The sequence below is a fragment of the Bacillus sp. GM2 genome (genome assembly GCF_056155945.1).
Window position 1 is genome coordinate 1,176,901 of sequence record NZ_JBRKSZ010000008.1, and the last position, 19,160, is coordinate 1,196,060.

Consider the following 19,160-nt stretch of genomic DNA (forward strand, 5'->3'; position numbering starts at 1 on the left):
TTGAAAGGAGCGAACGAAATGGCGAGACAAACGTGGAAGATTCCCGACGATTTTATTCTCGGCGCAGCAGCGTCGGCGTGGCAGACAGAGGGGGGGACGGGAAGCGGCCGTCACAAGATTCTTATTTGGATATGTGGTACAAGAATGATCCGCATGTATGGCATAACGGATACGGACCGGCGGTGGCAACCGATTTTTATAACCGCTATAAAGAGGATATCCATCATATGAAAGAGATCGGCTTGACACATTACCGGACATCGATTAACTGGTCCCGCTTTCTGATTGATTATGAAACAGCAGAAGTTGACGAAGTGTACGCAGGCTATATCGACGATGTCATCAATGAGCTGATTACGTCAGGTGTGGAGCCGATGATTTGCCTTGAGCATTATGAGATTCCCGCAGTTTTGATGGAGAAATACGGAGGATGGGGGTCTAAACATGTCATAGATTTATTTGCGGCATACGCGGAAAAAGTATTTGAACGGTATGGAGACAGGGTGAAATATTGGTTTACTTTTAATGAACCAATTGTCCCGCAAACGCGGATTTTCCTTGATGCGATTCGATATCCATATGAGCAGAACACGAAAAAATGGATGCAATGGAATTTTAATAAGGCATTGGCGACGGCAAAGGTCGTGGAGCTTTTTCGGGAAAGGAAGCCCGCTTTTAGAGAAGGCGCAAAAATCGGCGTCATTTTAAATCCTGAGGTCACGTATGCGAGATCAAGCGCGCCTCATGACCAAAAAGCGGCCCGCATCTATGATTTGTTTTTTAACAGGGTTTTTTTGGATCCGAGCATCAAAGGCGTCTATCCCGATGAATTGATGGAGCTCTTGGTTAAACACGATATGCTGTTTGACCATGATGAGACGGAGCTTGATATCATCAAACAGCATACAGTAGATTTTGCCGGCATTAACCTTTATTACCCCCGCCGTGTAAAAGCTCCATCAAGACAGTGGAATGACTCAACGCCATTTCATCCCGCATATTACTATGAATACTTTGAGCTGCCCGGCAGAAAGATGAATCCGTTCAGAGGATGGGAGATCTATCCCCAAATTGTCTATGATATGGCGATGAGAATCAAACATGAATACGGAAATATCGAATGGCTGATTGCGGAAAACGGCATGGGCGTCGAACATGAGGAGCGTTTTAAAAATGAAGAGGGGGTCATTCAGGATGACTACAGAATCGATTTTATTTCGGCCCATTTGCGGGAGGTGATGAAAGGGATCGGCGCCGGCGCAAACTGCAAAGGATATATGCTTTGGGCGTTCACGGACAACGTCTCTCCGATGAACGCCTTTAAAAACCGCTACGGCCTTGTTGAGATTCGATTGGAGGACAACCGCAGCAGGGCGCTGAAAAAATCAGCTTACTTTTATCGGGATATCATCAAAAACAGACGGTTTGAAACAGAGGAATTCCGGTATAAATAAAGGCGGCGGGGGGAATCATCCCGCTTGTCGCCGGGATGATTTCTCATATATGATTTACATAAAATACTCCGGCCGATTGATCATAATCTGCTTGTTCATTTGACTGATAACGCCTTCACAGCGGAGCTTTTTCAGGACGGCGCTGACGGTTTCGCGGGATGTCCCCGAGATTTTGGCAATTTCCGCAGCGGTGATCGGACAGTTGATGACGGTTGAATTGCTTTCTTTTTGGCCGAGGCTTTCGGTTAAATAGTAAATGGCTTGTGTGACCCTGTCATGGGCATGGGAGAGTGTAATGCGCTTCAGCCTTTCCTCGTGGAGGGCAAGGATGTCTGATAAATGATTGAGAATATCGTAAAGCAGGTTTTTGTTGTCCCGGACGAGATCTTCGAAGATGTTCATGGGTATATAGTAGAGTTCAATATCTGTTAAGGCTTCGGCGGCATAGTGATAATGCTCATCCCGAAACAAGCCTCCAAATGGAAAGAGGGTATGAGGACGTACATAGTCGGTATAAAACATGGATCCAGCTTCGTTTGATTTTTCGAGTTTGATAAAGCCGTCGAGAAGAAGGTACATTCGTTCCCGGGGGTCGTCTTCCATAAATAATATCTGGCCTTTATGGTAAGTGCGCCAATAGATAAACTGTTTCATATCTTCCAGATCTCTTTTATTCAGGGAAGCGAGAAGAGGAAACTTTTTCAGTTGATGTACGATGTCTTTGTTCTTCATATGGACCACCCTTATCGATTTTCTGATGTTGCGGCTATATAGTTTAAATTTTACTTGTTTTTGACGATTGGCAAAAGGAAGAACCCTCCCCGAGCCCTTCCTTTTGCTTTTAGGCTTGTTCGACAATCGTGCCGGCATTTCCTTGGAGAGCGTCTTTGGCTAATTTCAGGGATGTGATGACCGTTTTGTTGCCTTTTTTGGCTTCAGCAAATTGGATGGCTGCTTTGACTTTTGGCAGCATGCTTCCTTCTGCAAATTGCTTTTCTTTTATATAACCTTTCAGTTCTTCGGTGGTGACGCGTTTCAACGCGCGTTCTGTCGGCTTTAAATAATCGACGGCAACATAGTCGACACCTGTTAAAATGACCAGTTCGTCAGCCTGCACAAGTTCCGCCAGTTTGCAGGCGGCAAAGTCTTTGTCGATGACGGCGTCAATACCGGAGACGGCATCGCCGTTTTCAATGACGGGAACGCCTCCGCCGCCGGCCGCAATGACGATGTGTCCGTGTTCGACAAGATCATTGATCACATCATGTTCAAGGATCGATACCGGAGCTGGAGACGGTACGACGCGGCGCCAGCCTCTTCCGGCATCTTCTTTAAAAACGAGGCCGCCGTTGCGGCTGTTCATCAGTTCTTTCGCTTCTGCTTCGCTGTAAAACGGACCGATCGGCTTTGTCGGGTTGCGGAATGCTTCATCATCGCCTCGGACGGCGACACGGGTAATGACAGTTGCCGCATGTCCGCCTTTCCCTTTCGCATGCAGCGCCCGGTCAAGGGCATTTTGCAGCCAATAGCCGATCATTCCCTGGGTCATGGAAACACAAGTTTCAAGCGGCATCGCCGGCGTTTTCGGAGAATCCGCCTCTTTTTGCTGAATCATCAGGTTTCCGACCTGTGGGCCATTTCCGTGCGTGATGATTAATTCAGCACCGCTGTCGATCATATCCGCCAAATACATGGCCGTTTCTTCAAGCGCGCGCTTTTGCGCTTCTGCGCTGGCATCTCCGGTTTGGATGGCATTACCGCCAAGTGCCACGACAATTTTTCTTTTTTTCATTTGATCATCACCTCTGTTTTGTTAAATTGAAATGCTTCCCGCAGCCAGCCTGATCACGGCGATGACAGCCAATATAAGAATCGCGGCGGCAATCAAAAGCTCGGCTTTATTGAAGACGGGGCCTTCTTTTCCTTTGCGGACAGCCCGGAATACGAGAATGCCGGGAGCGTATAAAATCATGGTCAAAAGCAGGTAATCAAGTCCTGCGGCATAGACGAGCCAGACGCCGTAAATGCTTGCGATGATCCCGATGATGAGGTTTTTGCCCCGGTCAGGTTCTTTGTGCAGCCAGCTGTATTTAAGCTGATAAAGCCCGGAAAACAGATACGGGATCAAGATGGCCGAGGAAGCCAGGGAGAATGCAAACTGGTAGGCCGCATCCGAAATGAGAAACGTCAGCAAAAACAGCTGGATAATGGCGTTTGTCAAAGTCAGCGCATTTGTCGGCGCACCGTTTTTATTTTCTTTGCCGAACCATTTCGGGAAGACCCCTTCGCGCGCCGCGATCAGCGGGAGTTCGCCCGCGAATAATGTCCAGGCCAGCCAGGCGCCCAATACGGAAATGATCAATCCCAAGTTGATGAGCACAGCTCCCCATTTGCCGACGATATGCTCCATGATCGTGGCCATTGAAGGATTCGGAAGCCCGGCCAAGTTTTGCTGATTCATGACGCCGAGCGACAGCATCGTAATCATGACGTAAATCACGAGTACGCTGATCAAGCCGATGACAGTCGCTTTGCCGACATCGCTCGATTTTTTGGCACGGCTTGAGAATAAGACGGCCCCTTCAATTCCGGTAAACACCCAGACGGTCACCAGCATCGTGCTCTTGACCTGTGTCCCGATGGAACCGAGCGACAGCCCTTTTCCCCAGAAATCGTTCGTAAATAAATCAAGATGAAACACAAAGATAATGGCGATAATGAAAGCAAAAATCGGTACCAGTTTTGAAATGGTCGTAATTAAGTTGATCATGGCAGCGGACTGTACCCCGCGCAGGATCAAAAAGTGCACGCACCAGAGGATTACGCTTGCACCGATAATCGATGCGACGTTTTGTCCGTTTCCAAACGCAGGGATGAAATATCCGACTGCGCTGAACAGCAGCGTTCCGTATGCGACATTGCCGAGAAGGGCTGCGAACCAGTATCCCCAGCCGCTGTTAAACCCCATAAAATGGCCGAATCCTTCCCGCGCGTAAGTGAAAATACCGCCGTCTAAATCAGGCCTTTTCGTCGTCAAGTTTTGGAAAGAGAAGGCCAGGGCAATCATGCCGACTCCGGTGATGATCCAGCCGATTAAAATGGCTCCCGCCCCCGCTCCTGAAGCCATGTCGCTTGCAAGGTTGAAGGCGCCCCCGCCGATCATCGAGCCGATGACAAGCGCGATAAGTGCAAACAGCCCAAGTTTCTTTTCTTCCGCCATTTTTGTCACCTCATTCGGTATAGAATGGAAAAGGGAATGAGCCCCTTTTCCTGTCAGTCAAGATCGCCGAGTGTCGCTGCCATGACCGCTTTAATTGTGTGCATGCGGTTTTCAGCTTCATCGAACACTTTAGAGTGTTTGCTGCGGAACACTTCGTCCGTCACTTCCATTTCTTTAAGGCCGTGCTGTTCATAAACGTTTTGTCCGTAAGTTGTATGAAGATCGTGGAAGGCAGGCAGACAGTGCAGGAAGATGACGTTGTCGTTTCCTGTTTTCTTGACGAGATCCATATTCACTTGATAAGGCTTGAGCAGTTTGATCCTTTCAGCGAACTTGTCTTCTTCTCCCATGGATACCCAGACGTCCGTATACAGAACGTCGGCTCCGGACACGGCTTTATCTGTATCGCTTGTGACGGTGATTTTTCCGCCGGATTCTTCGGCGAACGCTTCCGCCATTTTAACGATGTCCTGATCAGGGAACAGCTCTTGAGGCGAGCAGATTCTTACGTCCATGCCGACTTTGGCGCCGCCGATGAGCAGGCTGTTGGCGACATTGTTCCGGCCGTCGCCGATATAGGTGAGTTTGATCCCTTTTACGCGTCCCGTATGTTCTTTCACTGTCATAAAGTCCGCAAGCATCTGCGTCGGATGCCATAAATCGGTCAGCCCGTTCCATACCGGCACACCGGAATGCTCTGCCAGGGAAATCACTTTTTCGTGTTCAAATCCGCGGAATTCAATTCCGTCGAACATGCGGCCGAGAACTTTGGCCGTGTCTTCGATCGATTCTTTTTTGCCGAGCTGAATGTCGTCTTTGCCCAAATATTCGGGATGTGCACCGAGGTCGATACAGGCTGTCGTGAAAGCGCAGCGCGTTCTTGTAGAAGGCTTTTCAAACAGCAAAGCGATGTTTTTGCCTTCCAAATAGCGATGCTTGATGCCTTGCGCTTTTTTTTCTTTTAATTTTTGGGCAAGGTCGAGCAAATAGAGGATTTCTTCTTCTGAAAAATCTTTTTCAGCTAAGTAGCTTCTGCCTTTTAAATCAATCGTTTGGTTCATGGATCTCTCTCCTTTTTCTTTAGGTTTGTCTATTTCACATCGTCGCGGTAGAGCGGCATGCTCATGCAGCGCGGGCCGCCGCGTCCTCTTGAAAGCTCCCCGCTCGGGATTTCGATAACTTCAATGCCCTGTTCTCTCAAACATTCGTTAGAAATGTAATTCCGATCATAGGTGACGACGACACCAGGAGCGATCGCGAGTGTATTGGAGCCGTCATTCCACTGCTCCCTGGCTGAAGCGATTTCGTCTCCGCCGCCGCAGAAGATCAAATTGACATCTGAAAGGCCGAGCGTTCTTTTCAGCACTTCCGGCAAATTGTGTTCTTCAGTCGTATGAATGTCGTCTGCCGTTTTTCCCCTCTCAAGAACGAAGATCCGCATGTCTCCTTCAGGCCCCTGAATGGCGGGATGGATCGTGAATTGATCACGGTCAACCATCGTGAAGACGGTATCTAAATGCATAAAGGCTCTGCTCTTCGGTATTTCGACGGCCAGTACGCGGCGAATCCGGCTCTGCCGCTGAAATAAGTTCCGGACAAGACGCTCGATCGCCTGAGCCGTTGTCCGTTCTGATACCCCGATCGCTACGGTTTCTTCATTTAAGACAAGCTCATCTCCGCCTTCAATATTGAATTTGAAATCACGGTCAAGCCAAACCGGAATCTCATGCCCTTTAAAACGCGGGTGGTGATTGATAATGTAGCGCATAAACAGCGACTCTCTCCTGCGAGCAGGCTCTTTCATTTTGTTGATGGTCAGTCCGCTGCCGATGGCGGCCGCCGGATCTCTTGTGAAGTAAAGGTTTGGCATCGGATCGAGATAAAATGGATAATGGTCTTCCATCAGCTCATAAAGATGCGATTTCTTTTCGCGTTCCAGCTCATTTTTTCGAATGCCGCTCATCACATGTTCGACCATCGAATCGGCGTCAAAGGTGAGCAAGAACTCTTTAAGCCTGTCGTAAGCGCCGTTGATATCCGCCTTGCTTTCTGTTAAAAGCTCATCGATAAACCGCTCGCGGACGAAAGCGTCATCCAAGGCTTCGGCCGTCAGCTTTTCTAAATAAAGAACTTCAACTCCCTGTTTCTTTAACGTCTCTGCAAATTGGTCATGCTCTTTTTGCACCGCTGGCAAAAAGGGAATATCGTCAAAGAGAAGCCTTTCCAGATATTCGGGTGTAAGGTTTTCCAGTTCCCGACCGGGCCGCTTCAGCATGACGGTTTTCAAAGGGCCGATTTCAGAGTAAACGTGTATCGGTGTTGTCATGATCATCCCGCCTCCTAAGCTCTTTTTGTTACATGTACAGCTTAAAACAGGAAGGAAAAGCGCGATGTGAAAGCGAAAACAACGAAAACGTGATATATTTCACATGTTTTTTGATGAAGCAAAAATAAAAATGAATAATTATGATAAATCGAAAATGAGTCCTTGCAGGAGCAGAGAATAGAACGTATAAAACGTGTATATTTTTAAAGGGGATTTTTTGAAAAATTTTTTTTGAGGGGAAAAAAAGCTGATCCGGACGGCCGGATCAGCATAAGTGATCACAAAATGATTGGGCTGCCTCAGGCGATTGGGAAATCACAAGGCATGTATCGTTCCCGCATATACAGCCCAGCATTTCCGGGCTTCCGAGCTTATCAAGAAGGACGCCGATGGCATGGGCGTTGCCGGGCATCGTTTTAATAATGATCAAGTTGTCCGTCCGATGCACATGCAGGACAACGTCGGAGATTTTATCTTTTAATATTTTAGAAGGATTGATGGATAAAGAAGCATTTGTCGTGTAGACAAGCTTTCCGTTTTCACCGGGCTGTTTCACAAGATACATTTCTTTAATATCGCGGGAAATGGTAGACTGCGAAACGGCGATGCCGCGTTTTTCCAGCAGGGATGCCAGCTGTTCCTGATTTTCTACCGGATGTTCGAGAATGGTTTGCTTGATGAGCCATTGCCGTTTTTGTTTGTTCATAAGAGCGCCTCCCAGGCAAAACACGTATATCTATTATTATAGGACGGTTTTATTGCCGGCAGATGGAAGCTATTTTACAAAAAAACAAATCTTTCAGGCTGATAAAGGGGTTGATAGACCCCAAAATTTCACTTATAATGCTTGAAGATGACAAATTGATAACAGAGAAAAGGTGGTTTTCTAGGGTTCCGCAGTGCGTTCCGCGCTGGTCTGGTCCGAGAGAAAACACATAGCGAAGATATCGTTATGACACGGTGGGATAAAAGCCCAGGAGTTTTTGCTCTTGATCAAAGAGCTTCTCTCCGGGGCTTTTTTACTTTTTACAGGAAATCGACTACGGATAAGGAAGGGGATGCAAATATGAAAAAGAAAGCAATGGACATGATCCTGATTGTGATAGGCGCATTTTTCTTTGCGTTAGCCGTGAATCTGTTCGCCATCCCGAACGACTTGGGAGAAGGCGGCGTCACGGGGATCACGCTGATTTTATACTACGTTTTTGAATGGTCTCCGGGCATCACAAACTTTGTGCTGAACGGCATTCTTCTGATGATCGGCTATCGCTTTTTGGATAAAAAAACGACGATTTATACCATCATTGCGGTGGCGGCCAATTCATTTTTTCTGCACGTCACTGAAGATTGGACGGTGCCGGCTGATGAAGTGATCATCAGCACGATCTTTGCCGGGGTCTTTGCCGGCGTCGGCATCGGCATGATCATCCGTGTCGGCGGAACCACTGCCGGGTCTGCGATTCTCGCGAGAATCGCCAATAAATATTTTGACTGGAACATCAGCTATGCCTTGCTGATGATCGATTTAGTTGTCGTGTTCAGTTCCTACTTTATCATCGGAGCTGAAAAGCTGATGTTTACGATTGTCATGCTGTACATCGCCACAAAGGTCATGGATTTCATTATCGAAGGACTCAACACGAAAAAAGCGATCACGATCATTTCCGAGCATAAAAACGAGATCGCCGCGCAGGTCAATACCTTGATGGACCGCGGCGTCACGATATTAACGGGACGCGGACACTATACGGGCGATTCCAAAGAAATTCTATACATTGTCATTAATAAACAAGAGCTGTCCATGCTCAAGAAAATTATAAGAAGCACAGATAAAAAAGCATTTGTCATCATCCACGATGTCAGGGATGTATTCGGCGAGGGATTTGTTGATATTTCAAAATAGGGGAAGGCTGCCGGCAGATGGCCGGGAGCCTTTTTGTATTCATCGGGTCTGATGAGGGACAGATCGTCTGCTGATTGGACGAATACGTGATCACTCACACTGCAAGTTTTATGCAGAAACCGGTTTCTGTGGTAAGGTAGATTGTGGCATGAATATCATTAATATAGAAATCCGCTTGCTGAAGTAAAGGAGGTCTATTATTTTTGGAACAGGAAGAAAAACAGCCAATTGATGTGAAAAGCCGAATGTTCTTTAGAGTATGGGCTTTTGCGGGGACGGCAGGTTTCGGGTTGGTCGGAGCATGGCTCTTTTATGAAGCAATAAAACTCGAATCGAAATATTCATTGCTGTACCTGGGAGTCGGACTTTTCGGGATCATCTATGGTTTGATTACTTTTCTAATGATATTTCCGGTCTTCACGAAAAAAGGAAACATCATCTTCAGCATGATCGAGGGAGAAGACGGGCGGCTGTTCTCAGGGAAGAAATCTGTGTTGTTCAAGGACATCAAAAGCCTTAAAATGGCGCAGCACCGCTGCAGCCCGAAAGGCATTTTCTTTATGGATATACTGATAGAGACGCGCGGGAACGGCATGGTTCGGATTCCGACGTACAACATTCTTCCTGAACCGGAATTTTATAAAGCGGTCGAGCTGTACATTCTGCCCTATATGACGGAGGAAGCGCGTGCGGACTGGATCGGCCGGTTCACAGAAGCGCGAAGAAAAGCTTATTTAAATGAATTTCATAAAGATATTTAATCGTCCGGGAAAGAGCAATTTTCGAGGTGAATGAAAATAACTGAAACCTTTGGGGAAATTCATTCGTCTTAATTAGAGGCCGTAGTCTTAAATGCGGAATTTTTTTACGCAGACGTGGACTGTTTGAGTGAGGGAAGCCGGGGGGATTTCACCGTGGACGTGCTTGAAAAACCGCCGAGACTTTTAGTAGAATGATATATTATCGTTTCCTCACGCTTCATTGACTGAAACAGAAAGCGGTCTGAAAAAAGTTAAAAAGGTAGAGGTTATCATGAAAAAAATATTCTCTCATAAGCTAAGCTTTTTTTTGTTAGCTGTTGTTTTTGTATGGGCTAAAACCTATGCTTCCTACTTTTTAGAGTTTAATTTAGGTGTGAAAGGGTCTACGCAGCAAATGCTGCTGTTTATCAACCCATTCAGCTTCACGATTGCTGCACTCGGTTTGGCTTTGTTTGCAAAAGGCCGCCGGTCGGCGATATGGATCATCATCATTGATGCGGTGATGACGTTTGCTTTATATGCAAATATCCTGTTTTACCGTTTCTTTGATGACTTTTTGACGTTTGCAAACTTAAAACAAGCCGGAAACCTCGGCAACATGTCGGATGGCGTTTTTGACATCATGGCATTTCATGACGTTATCTATTTCGTCGATTTGATCATTCTGATTGCATTATGTGTGAAGCTGCCTGAACTGAAGGCGGCACAACTGAAAAAAAGATGGGCTGCAACTGTCGTTCTCGGCGGAGTGGCGCTGTTTTTCATCAACCTTGCAGTTGCTGAGACAGACCGTCCGGAGCTTTTGACAAGAACATTTGACCGGAATTATATCGTCAAGTATTTGGGGCCTTACAATTACATGATCTATGATGGTGTTCAGGCTGCCCAAAACGCGAGCCAAAAGGCATACGCGAGCAGCGACGACCTGACGAGCGTCATCAACTATACAAATTCGCATTATGCGAAACCGAATGACGAGTATTTCGGCGCAGCAAAAGGCAAGAACATCATCAAGATTCATTTGGAAAGCTTCCAGACGTTTTTGATCGATTATAAGCTGAACGGAAAAGAAGTCACTCCGTTTTTGAACAAGCTGGCGCACGGCCAGAATGACATGATGTATTTCGATAACTTTTTCCATCAGACCGGTCAAGGTAAAACCGCGGATGCCGAATTGATGATGGACAACAGCCTTTACGGACTGCCTGAAGGCAGCGCGTTTGTAACAAAAGGGCAAAATACGTACCAGTCCCTGCCGGCGATTCTGAACCAAAAAGAAGGCTACACAAGCGCCGTGATGCACGGGGATTACAAGTCATTCTGGAACCGCGACCAGGTCTATAAACAAATTGGCTATGACAAATTCTTCGATGCCAGCACATATGACATGTCAGAGGAGAATCTCGTCAACCTTGGCTTGAAAGACAAGCCGTTCTTTGAAGAATCAATTCCGAAGCTGAAATCGCTCAAACAGCCGTTTTATGCGCATTTAATCTCGTTGACAAACCACTATCCGTTCATTTTGGATGAAAAGGATGCCACCCTTGAAAAGGGAACGACGGGAGACAAAACGGTAGACGGGTACTTCCAGACGGCGCGCTATCTTGACGAAGCGCTTGAAGATTTCTTTAAAGAGCTGAAAAAATCGGGATTATATGATGATTCCGTCATCGTCATCTATGGCGACCACAACGGAATCTCAGAGAATCACAACCGTGCGATGAAGGAAGTATTAGGTAAAGAGATTACACCGTATCAAAACGCGATGAATCAGCGCGTACCGCTTATGATCCGCGTTCCGGGCAAAAAAGGCGGAGTCAATCATACGTATGGCGGTGAGATGGATGTCATGCCGACACTTCTTCACCTGCAAGGTATTGACAGCAAAAAATACATCAACTTTGGTACAGACCTCTTTTCTAAAGACCACGACGAAACCGTGGCTTTCAGAAATGGAAACTATGTAACGCCGAAGTACACGATGATTGATACGACCGTATACGATACAAAGACAGGAAAAGAGATCAAAGGCAACCAGGAAACGGAAAACCTGAAATCACAGGTGTCCGAACAGCTGGATCTGTCCGACCAAGTACTCTATAAAGATCTGTTAAGATTCCACGAGATTTCGGACTTCAAGCCTGTTGATCCATCAAAATATCATTACGGAAAAGAAAAAACCGGCGAGTAAAAACGAAAAACCGCCTGACGCTTCATAAAGCAGTCAGGCGGTTTTTTTGTGTGCTGGTCCGCCATTGTTCTAAGAAGCCGGCCCGGCACATAGATTGATAGGAAAGAGGACAGAATAAGGAAAGAGGATGTGAGTACGTTGACCAAATCTCAGTATTTTTTTAAATTGCATCCTTTGATGGTGCCGGCCGGCTGGACGGTGAAAGAAAATCATTTGTATCAAAAGCCGATTCGCGATCTCCGCCGTATGCTATTCACCTTGGAGAATGAAACCTCCGGTAAAATGGTACAAGTTGAATATGCTGGAGAACTGAAGTACGTCATCAGGATGCTAAATGCTGATCAAACGCTGGTTAGCGAGGATTCAGACACGTCGTATGAACAGCTGGTCGAACGGTTGGAAGATAGGATTCGTGCTTCCGGTGGCGCACGCAATTTGCTGAGGCTTAGAATCCCGGCCGGCTGGACGGTTGTGCATCACTCATTAACCGGTACAAACCCCGATGAATTGGCGCCTGACAGCAAGGCCTGGCGGTCAGATTTCAAACGGGATCTTTTGAAGCTGCGGCATGATGAAAAATGCCTTCTGCTCGATGTAGAGTGGTATCCCGAGTGCAGTCCGGCCGGCCATTATGCGCTGAAATTGATTAAAAACGGGAACTGGAACAGTCCTTTGGAAGACATGCTGTGCATCCATCCGAAGGAATTAGCCTATGAGATTAACGCTGTTTTGAAAAAGACATGTGAACATCAATATGTTGATGAAGCCGGCGCTTAAAGCGCCGGTTTTTGTGTGAAAAGTCCTTTGTTCAAACCATACCTTTTATTCAATAAAATGTCATTTTTTTCTTGAGTGAATAAGAGAAATATTTTATGATGGTAAAAGATACATAAGAAAGAGACGAAAGGGGTCAAACGGGATGAAAAAAATAGCAGCGAGTCTTTTGTCTGCCGGTCTTATCATCGGTTTTTCCTGGGGTGCCGGCGATGTGGCAGAAGCAAAAACGAAGGTAAAAACGTACAAAAACTGCAAAGCTTTAAACAAAGACTATAAAGGCGGCGTCGCACGTTCGAAGTCGGTCAAAAACAAAGGCGGAAAAACGAAATACAAGCCGTATGTTTCAAAAGCGCTTTATGACGCCAATAAAAAGCTGGACCGCGATAAAGACAAAATTGCCTGCGAACGCTGATATATCCAAAAAAGATCTCTGCTGAGGGGTCTTTTTTTGTTTATCAGGAAATTTATGAAAATTAAAGACTGCTGAAACATAATCTTAACAGTGCGAACCTATACTTTGGCAAGAGAAGAGCAAAAGGGGAGTGGATGATGTGTCAGCTTTATTAAAGAAATTGATGTTATCTTCATTGATCGGGGTTTCTATCGGGTCAGCACTGTTTGCACCGGATGCGGGAGCGCAAGAGCCGGCGGCGAAGCCTAAAAAAGTGGCTGTCATTGCGCACAGAGGCGCTTCGGGATATGCTCCGGAAAACACGATGGCTGCCTTTGAAAAGGCGCTTCAGATGAAAGCGGACTATATCGAGCTGGATGTTCAAATGTCCAAGGACGGGGAGCTTGTCGTCATTCACGATACGACCGTAAACCGTACGACAGACATCGGCTCAGTGCTGCCGGTCGCCGTAAAGAACTTGACGCTTGCCGAGCTGCGCAAGCTTGATGCTGGCAGCTACTTCGGTCCGCAGTTCGCCGGGGAGCGCATTCCGACATTTGAAGAAGTGCTTGACCGGTATAAAGGGAAGATTGGAATGCTGATCGAATTAAAAGAACCTGCACGCTATCCGGGAATCGAAGAAAAAGTATCAGCGGCATTGAAAGAGCGGAGAATTGATAAGCCTAAAAATGGAAAAATCATTGTACAATCGTTTGATTTCAACTCTGTATACAAAATTCATCAGCTGCTCCCATCGATGCCGACAGGTGTCTTAACGTCAAAAGCAGCGGACTTAACAGATGCAAAGCTCAAGGCATTTTCCGGCTATGCCAAATATGTGAACGCCAACTTAAAAAATGTGGCCGCTGATCCTACGCTTGTGCCGAGGATTCATGCGCTCGGCATGAAAATTACGCCATGGACCGTCCGCTCCCGCGATGAAGTGCCTCCGCTTTTAAAGGCCGGCGTGGACGGGATTGTGACAGACTTTCCCGACTATGTTCCGAAGAAAGTACGCTAGATACTAAAAAGAAAGCCTGCAGTTCGCTCTGCAGGCTTCAGCGTGTCGACAAACCCTCACATTCGTTGTCAGGCCTGCTAAGTCGGTGCTCACTCAACGGCTAACCGCCCAGGCGTCCTGCCTGAACGCCGCCGTCATCACTTCCTGTGAAAGTCCGCTCAGATGCTCGGCCTTCCTAGACTGCAAGGGTTGCGGGTCACGCTGAAAGGATGACAAAATCCCAAAACTAAAAGTCGTTTTCGGATTTATCAACAATATAAAGCCTGCAGTTTTTTGCTCTGCAGGCTTTTTCATTCATCAATAAAACTGGGCTAACAGCAGCAATGTCAGTGTAACGGTTATCGCTCCGCCGATTCTTGTGGACACCTGAGCAAACGGCATGAGCTCGAGGCGCTCTGCGGCGCTAAGAATGGCGATGTCCCCCGTTCCGCCCTGACCTGAATGGCAGGCATTGATAATCGCGGTTTCGATCGGGTACATGTTCAGCCACTTTCCTGTAAAAAAGCCGACGGCTATCATCGTGACCACGACAGATACGATCGTAATAATATTGGCGATATTAAAAGCAGCGATCAGCTTGTCCCACGGTGTCATGGAGACGCCAATGGCAAAAAGCAGCGGATATGTCACAGCAGTTGAAAAGAAGCGTGACACGCCGTAGGCGCCGTTTTCCAAATTCGCCGGAGCCAAACGAAACAGTTTCACGGCAACAGCCAGCAGAAGCATCATGACGGGTGCTGGAAATCCGAACAAGTCATGTGAAAGCATACCGACTAAATATAGTGAGACGGCAAGAATGCCTCCCGATGCAAAGTGGGAAAGATTAAAAACGCTTTCTTTGTCTTTGTCGCGGCTTTCAAGCGGCAGTGCGTCCCCGCTTTCGAAACGGTCGACTTTTCCGTTGCCTGTCCATTCAGGCTTTTTCTTTCCCATTACGTTTAAAACCCCGGACAAAATGACAGCGCTTAAGCTTCCAAACATAATAGAAGGAATGACAAGTGCAAAAGCTTCCCCTTGTGACATGTGCATGATCTCCGAATAGCCGATGGACAGCGGAATGGCTCCCTCGCCGACCCCTCCGGCCATGATCGGAATCACAATGTACAGAAGCGTATGCTGAAATCCGAGGCCGAGCATTGTACCAACTGTTAGACCGACTGCCGCTGCGGCAATTGTCCCTGCAATTAGCGGAATGAAAATTTTAATGAACGCCCTGACCAGCGTTTCTCTTTTCATGCCTAAAATGCTTCCCACTACAATGGCTGAGATAAACAAATAAAGAAAGTTTGAGTTTTCTGTAAATTCAGTTGTTGATTTGATAATGTCATCGGGAATGAGATGGTAATAGACGATAGCTGAAGGAATAAACGTCGCAAGTATAGCGGCACCGCCGACAGAACGAAGAAGCGGCAGCGACTTTCCGATTTGGGCGAAGGTGAATCCGAAAAAGCCCATAACCGCAATGGCTGTTAAAATGTCGCTTTTCAGATCATGCATATAGACAAACGTCACAATCAAAGCGAAGAGCAGCAAGTATACGGGCAGCGGAATGATGCCGATTTTAACATTCATTGCTCTTGCGAAAAAATTTTCATCCGGTTCTTTTGTTGTTTGAATCGGTATATGTTGTACCTTTGTTTTTACTTCCATATTCTTTCCCCCATCCTTTTTGTTATCCCCTTGCTCTAGTTATTTAACTAAATTAAGTATACTAAAAAAATCAAAATTCAGACAACCGTGCAGGAAGACCTAGCCGTTTTCCCATGATGATCTAGAGCGGCTCCATTTGGTTAAAGACGTGTCTGGACACTGTTTAATGGCCTTGTTCAGGCTTTTTTTGATGCGGTAATTCCCGAATCTCCTTTTACTGGAATAAAAATCGACACAAAAAAGCTGTTAATCCGTCAAAAATAAATCAAACATTTAGGAGCAGAGACCTTTTTTCTTGTGTGAACCGTTGATACATTCAGCTCCCGTCTCCGAACAGACACAGGACGTCTGCGACAAAAGATTCAATCTTGAGATGGCATATATGTGAGGGTTATCAATATGAACCTAATGGTTTTTTTGAATAAGAGTCTATAGTCTTATATTTTTTATTATTTTTAAAGAATTTTAGGTCTAAAGATGGTAATATATTCGAGTGCAAAAGAATGAAATAAAGGAATACTTTGGAGAAACCCTTTGAGAAGGGTTTTTATCCGCACATAAGGAGAAGAAAATGGAATTTATTTTACACTGCTATCCCGCAGCAATGATTGCCCTGATTCTCATCGGGTATTTGGGATCTTGGATGAATCCGCGTTTCAAGAGATTTTTAATCATATTGTGCCTTATGACGAACGGCGTGTATATTGTTTGGCGGTTCGGCTATACACTGCCTGTCTCTCGCCCCGCCGACATCGTGATGGGCGTGATCCTGATTGTAACTGAATGTATCGGCTTTTTACAGCTCTTGGTCTTTTATACGCTAGTATGGAAGGAAAGGAAGCGGGAGCCGGAAATGCTAGGTGATCAAGACCATTGGCCGAGCGTTGATATTCTGATTGCAACTTATAACGAAGAGCGCCATGTACTGAAAAAGTCAGTGGCAGGCTGTCTGAACCTCGATTATCCAAAAGAGCTTGTCAACATTTATTTGTGTGATGACGGAAGGCGGACAGATATTAAAAAGCTGGCCGAGGAACTTGGCGTTCATTACGTTACAAGGCCAAGTAATAAGCATGCAAAAGCAGGGAATTTAAACCATGCGATGAGCTGCTCGAACGGGGAACTGATTGTGACGATGGATGCCGATATGGTCCCGCTTCCTTCTTTTTTACAGAAAACTGTCGGCTATTTTAAGAAGGAAAAAGTGGCTTTTGTTCAAACGCCTCAGGCCTTCTATAATGAAGATCCTTATCAGTACAATTTATTTTCCGGAGCGAACATTCCGAATGAGCAGGACTTTTTTTTGCGCAGGCTCCAGGCCGGGAAAGACCGTTTTAATGCCGTTATGTACGTCGGCAGCAATACGGTTTTCAGAAGAAACGCTTTGGAGGAAATCGGCGGTTTTGCGACAGGCGTGATTACGGAGGATATGGCAACCGGAATGCTTTTGCAAACGAAATTTAAATCTGTTTTCGTCAAGGAAGTGCTTGCCGTCGGTCTTTCGCCGGAAACGTGGACGGATCTTTTGAAGCAGCGCGACCGCTGGTGCAGGGGAAACATTCAGTGCGGAAAGAAGTGGAATCCGCTTTTCTTAAAAGGTCTTACACCAATGCAGCGCATTCTTTATTTTGACGGTATTCTCTTTTGGTTTTTCGGCGTTTTTAAGATGGTCTACATCCTGGCGCCGCTCTTGTTTTTGCTGTTTGGCATACATAGCTTAAAGACCGATTTGTGGTCGATCACCTCGTTTTGGCTGCCTGCGTTTTTAGGTTCTTACCTTTCATTTAAAGCTGTTTCGGACCGGCAGCGCAGCATGAGCTGGAGCCATATTTACGATACTTCGATGGCGCCGCACATGGCGATATCGGCTTTGTCGGAATTCATTTTCAAGAAGCGGTTTGATTTTAAAGTCACACCGAAGGGCGTCAACACAGATCGGCGAAAATTCAAATATACGACGGCGCTGCCGTGTGCGATTCTGCTTGCAGTGACACTGTTTGCGCTCGGAAAAACCCTTTATGAATTTTTATTTCTGCATACTTTTGATATAAACGTCACATCGTATAATTTATTTTGGGTTCTCTATAATATGACAGGTCTCATACTTGCGTTGCTCGTTGCCTTTGACAGGCCGAGATTTCGAAGATCTGAACGGTTCACAGTCAACAAGCCGGCGGCTTTTTCCACTGTTTCAGGAGATGAGCACGAATGTGAACTGATCGATGTGAGCGACACGGGCGCGCGTATCAGGCTGCCTTATCAGGCTGATTTGGACATGTACTATCATGTGGACGGTCTGATGATAGATGCGGTCGGAAAAGTGCCGGCTCGGGTGATGTGGACGACGAAAGACGCGGACGACATTGAAATCGGACTGCACTTCAAAGAGATGGACAAGGAATTGTATGTCAAGCTGATCGGTTTTATGTTCAATGAAGAAAATGCGAGAAAGGCCGACCGGGAAAAGCGGGCTGATACATTGTCAACAGTGCTGCGCTTTTTCATGAAAACTGAAAAAAGCCCGGATGCATTCAAGAGAAAACACGTCCGCGAGGCCTTTCAAGGTCTGGGAACACTGCTGTTTCCCGATGATGCAGAGAAAGGCGCTCACGAGATCATGATTAAGGACATCAGCTTGTCAGGCTGTCAGATTGAATCCGGCGTCCCGCTTGAGATGAATGAACATGTGCTGGTTTGTATCGATGAGAAGGATCCGGATCAGCGGCTGGCGCTCGTCTGCTGGATAAAGAAGCGGAGAAAGCGGTACACAGCGGGATTGAAATTTATAGATGGATATGCGGCACAATCCATAGGAGACCCGGTAGCATAAGCTGCGGGTCTTTTTTTGTCAATGGTCTTCCTGTACGGTCCGCCCGTTTTCGAATTTCATGCTTTGATTCAGCATGTTTTCTTTAGCTGTTATCTCTCGGGGCTGAACTTTAAAGACAACGGTTTTGCTGCCTAAACTCGATCTGTACTTTTCGACATGTGTTTTGTGAAGCGGAGAACTGTAGTATCCCGGTACGTATTTGTCGAGAAGAGCCTGCATCGCGGATGTTGCTTCATCTAAGTCTGTGATGATTGACGCTGTGCCGAAAAGAATGACACTCATATAAGCGGTATCGGTTTTAGCGGGAATGGGATGAACCATTGTTCCATATTGTTCGCTGACTGTGAAACATACATTAGGATTTTCTTGCAGCATGTCCATTTTCCGTCCCTCTGAGGCACCGTGAAAATAAATGAAGCCTTTTTTCCAGACGAAATTCAAAGGGATCACATATGGATCTTGATCTGCGGCCAAGCCGAGGTATCCGGTTTGCGCTTCTGTTAAAAATTGATCAATCTTTTTTTCATCTGTGCAGGCAAGCTGTTTTTGCCGAATGGAATGAGCCATCACATTCACGCTCCTTTTTATTGTTAAGATGATTTTAGGTTGTTATTGTCCCTTTAAAAAGAGACAATA

Annotated in this window: 15 protein-coding genes, 1 pseudogene and 1 riboswitch; of the genes and pseudogenes, 8 read left to right on the plus strand and 8 right to left on the minus strand. The window is 46.3% G+C overall.

The annotated features are described in order from the left end of the window. Positions 1-18: 18 nt before the first annotated feature. Positions 19-1,454 (plus strand): annotated as a pseudogene (locus ACVC9U_RS20600) (glycoside hydrolase family 1 protein). 54 nt (positions 1,455-1,508) lie between these two features. On the opposite strand, the gene ACVC9U_RS20605 reads toward ACVC9U_RS20600, so the two are convergent. From ACVC9U_RS20605 to argR, 6 genes are all read right to left on the minus strand, one after another. Further along, positions 1,509-2,186 carry a Crp/Fnr family transcriptional regulator gene (locus ACVC9U_RS20605; RefSeq protein WP_020453468.1) on the minus strand — a complete coding sequence of 226 codons (678 nt, stop codon included), beginning with the start codon at positions 2,184-2,186 and terminating at the stop codon, positions 1,509-1,511. A 109-nt stretch (positions 2,187-2,295) separates the two neighbouring features. Continuing rightward, positions 2,296-3,246: a carbamate kinase gene (gene arcC, locus ACVC9U_RS20610; RefSeq protein WP_075751671.1), complete on the minus strand. Its 951-nt coding sequence runs from the start codon at positions 3,244-3,246 to the stop codon at positions 2,296-2,298. Between the two features lie 21 nt (positions 3,247-3,267). After that, a complete protein-coding gene (gene arcD / locus ACVC9U_RS20615; RefSeq protein WP_441391462.1) occupies positions 3,268-4,674 on the minus strand; it encodes an arginine-ornithine antiporter in 1,407 nt (468 codons plus the stop codon). A gap of 53 nt (positions 4,675-4,727) precedes the next feature. Then, on the minus strand, positions 4,728-5,735 hold the full coding sequence (argF, locus tag ACVC9U_RS20620) for an ornithine carbamoyltransferase (RefSeq protein WP_065644374.1): 1,008 nt from the start codon (positions 5,733-5,735) through the stop codon (positions 4,728-4,730). A gap of 29 nt (positions 5,736-5,764) precedes the next feature. Beyond that, entirely contained in the window at positions 5,765-7,000 is a 1,236-nt protein-coding gene (gene arcA / locus ACVC9U_RS20625) for an arginine deiminase (RefSeq protein ID WP_441391463.1), read from the minus strand. Between the two features lie 265 nt (positions 7,001-7,265). Beyond that, positions 7,266-7,706, minus strand: a complete 441-nt coding sequence (gene argR / locus ACVC9U_RS20630) for an arginine repressor (protein WP_020453463.1) — start codon at positions 7,704-7,706, stop codon at positions 7,266-7,268. A gap of 169 nt (positions 7,707-7,875) precedes the next feature. Beyond that, positions 7,876-7,982, plus strand: a riboswitch (guanidine-I (ykkC/yxkD leader). An 84-nt stretch (positions 7,983-8,066) separates the two neighbouring features. Here argR and ACVC9U_RS20635 point away from each other — a divergent pair. The 6 genes from ACVC9U_RS20635 to ACVC9U_RS20660 all read left to right on the plus strand — a co-directional run bounded on the left by ACVC9U_RS20635 (position 8,067) and on the right by ACVC9U_RS20660 (position 14,044). Continuing rightward, on the plus strand, positions 8,067-8,903 hold the full coding sequence (locus ACVC9U_RS20635; protein ID WP_071583650.1) for a YitT family protein: 837 nt from the start codon (positions 8,067-8,069) through the stop codon (positions 8,901-8,903). A 203-nt stretch (positions 8,904-9,106) separates the two neighbouring features. Further along, positions 9,107-9,664 carry a YfjD family protein gene (locus ACVC9U_RS20640; RefSeq protein WP_075751668.1) on the plus strand — a complete coding sequence of 186 codons (558 nt, stop codon included), beginning with the start codon at positions 9,107-9,109 and terminating at the stop codon, positions 9,662-9,664. A gap of 271 nt (positions 9,665-9,935) precedes the next feature. Continuing rightward, positions 9,936-11,855 (plus strand): lipoteichoic acid synthase, encoded by a 1,920-nt coding sequence (ltaS, locus tag ACVC9U_RS20645; protein WP_075751667.1) that lies wholly within the window; start codon positions 9,936-9,938, stop codon positions 11,853-11,855. Between the two features lie 129 nt (positions 11,856-11,984). Beyond that, positions 11,985-12,632: a hypothetical protein gene (locus tag ACVC9U_RS20650; RefSeq protein ID WP_256700597.1), complete on the plus strand. Its 648-nt coding sequence runs from the start codon at positions 11,985-11,987 to the stop codon at positions 12,630-12,632. A 142-nt stretch (positions 12,633-12,774) separates the two neighbouring features. Beyond that, complete coding sequence (locus ACVC9U_RS20655; RefSeq protein WP_075751666.1) at positions 12,775-13,044, plus strand: excalibur calcium-binding domain-containing protein; 270 nt, start codon at positions 12,775-12,777, stop codon at positions 13,042-13,044. A gap of 139 nt (positions 13,045-13,183) precedes the next feature. Beyond that, positions 13,184-14,044 (plus strand): glycerophosphodiester phosphodiesterase, encoded by an 861-nt coding sequence (locus tag ACVC9U_RS20660; protein ID WP_075751665.1) that lies wholly within the window; start codon positions 13,184-13,186, stop codon positions 14,042-14,044. A gap of 297 nt (positions 14,045-14,341) precedes the next feature. On the opposite strand, the gene cimH is transcribed toward ACVC9U_RS20660, so the two are convergent. Further along, positions 14,342-15,694 (minus strand): citrate/malate transporter CimH, encoded by a 1,353-nt coding sequence (gene cimH / locus ACVC9U_RS20665; RefSeq protein WP_075751664.1) that lies wholly within the window; start codon positions 15,692-15,694, stop codon positions 14,342-14,344. Between the two features lie 571 nt (positions 15,695-16,265). Here cimH and ACVC9U_RS20670 point away from each other — a divergent pair. Next, positions 16,266-18,524 carry a glycosyltransferase gene (locus ACVC9U_RS20670; protein WP_075751663.1) on the plus strand — a complete coding sequence of 753 codons (2,259 nt, stop codon included), beginning with the start codon at positions 16,266-16,268 and terminating at the stop codon, positions 18,522-18,524. A gap of 18 nt (positions 18,525-18,542) precedes the next feature. Here ACVC9U_RS20670 and ACVC9U_RS20675 read toward each other — a convergent pair whose 3' ends face one another. Beyond that, a complete protein-coding gene (locus tag ACVC9U_RS20675) occupies positions 18,543-19,091 on the minus strand; it encodes a pyridoxamine 5'-phosphate oxidase family protein (protein WP_154495466.1) in 549 nt (182 codons plus the stop codon). Positions 19,092-19,160: the final 69 nt, after the last annotated feature.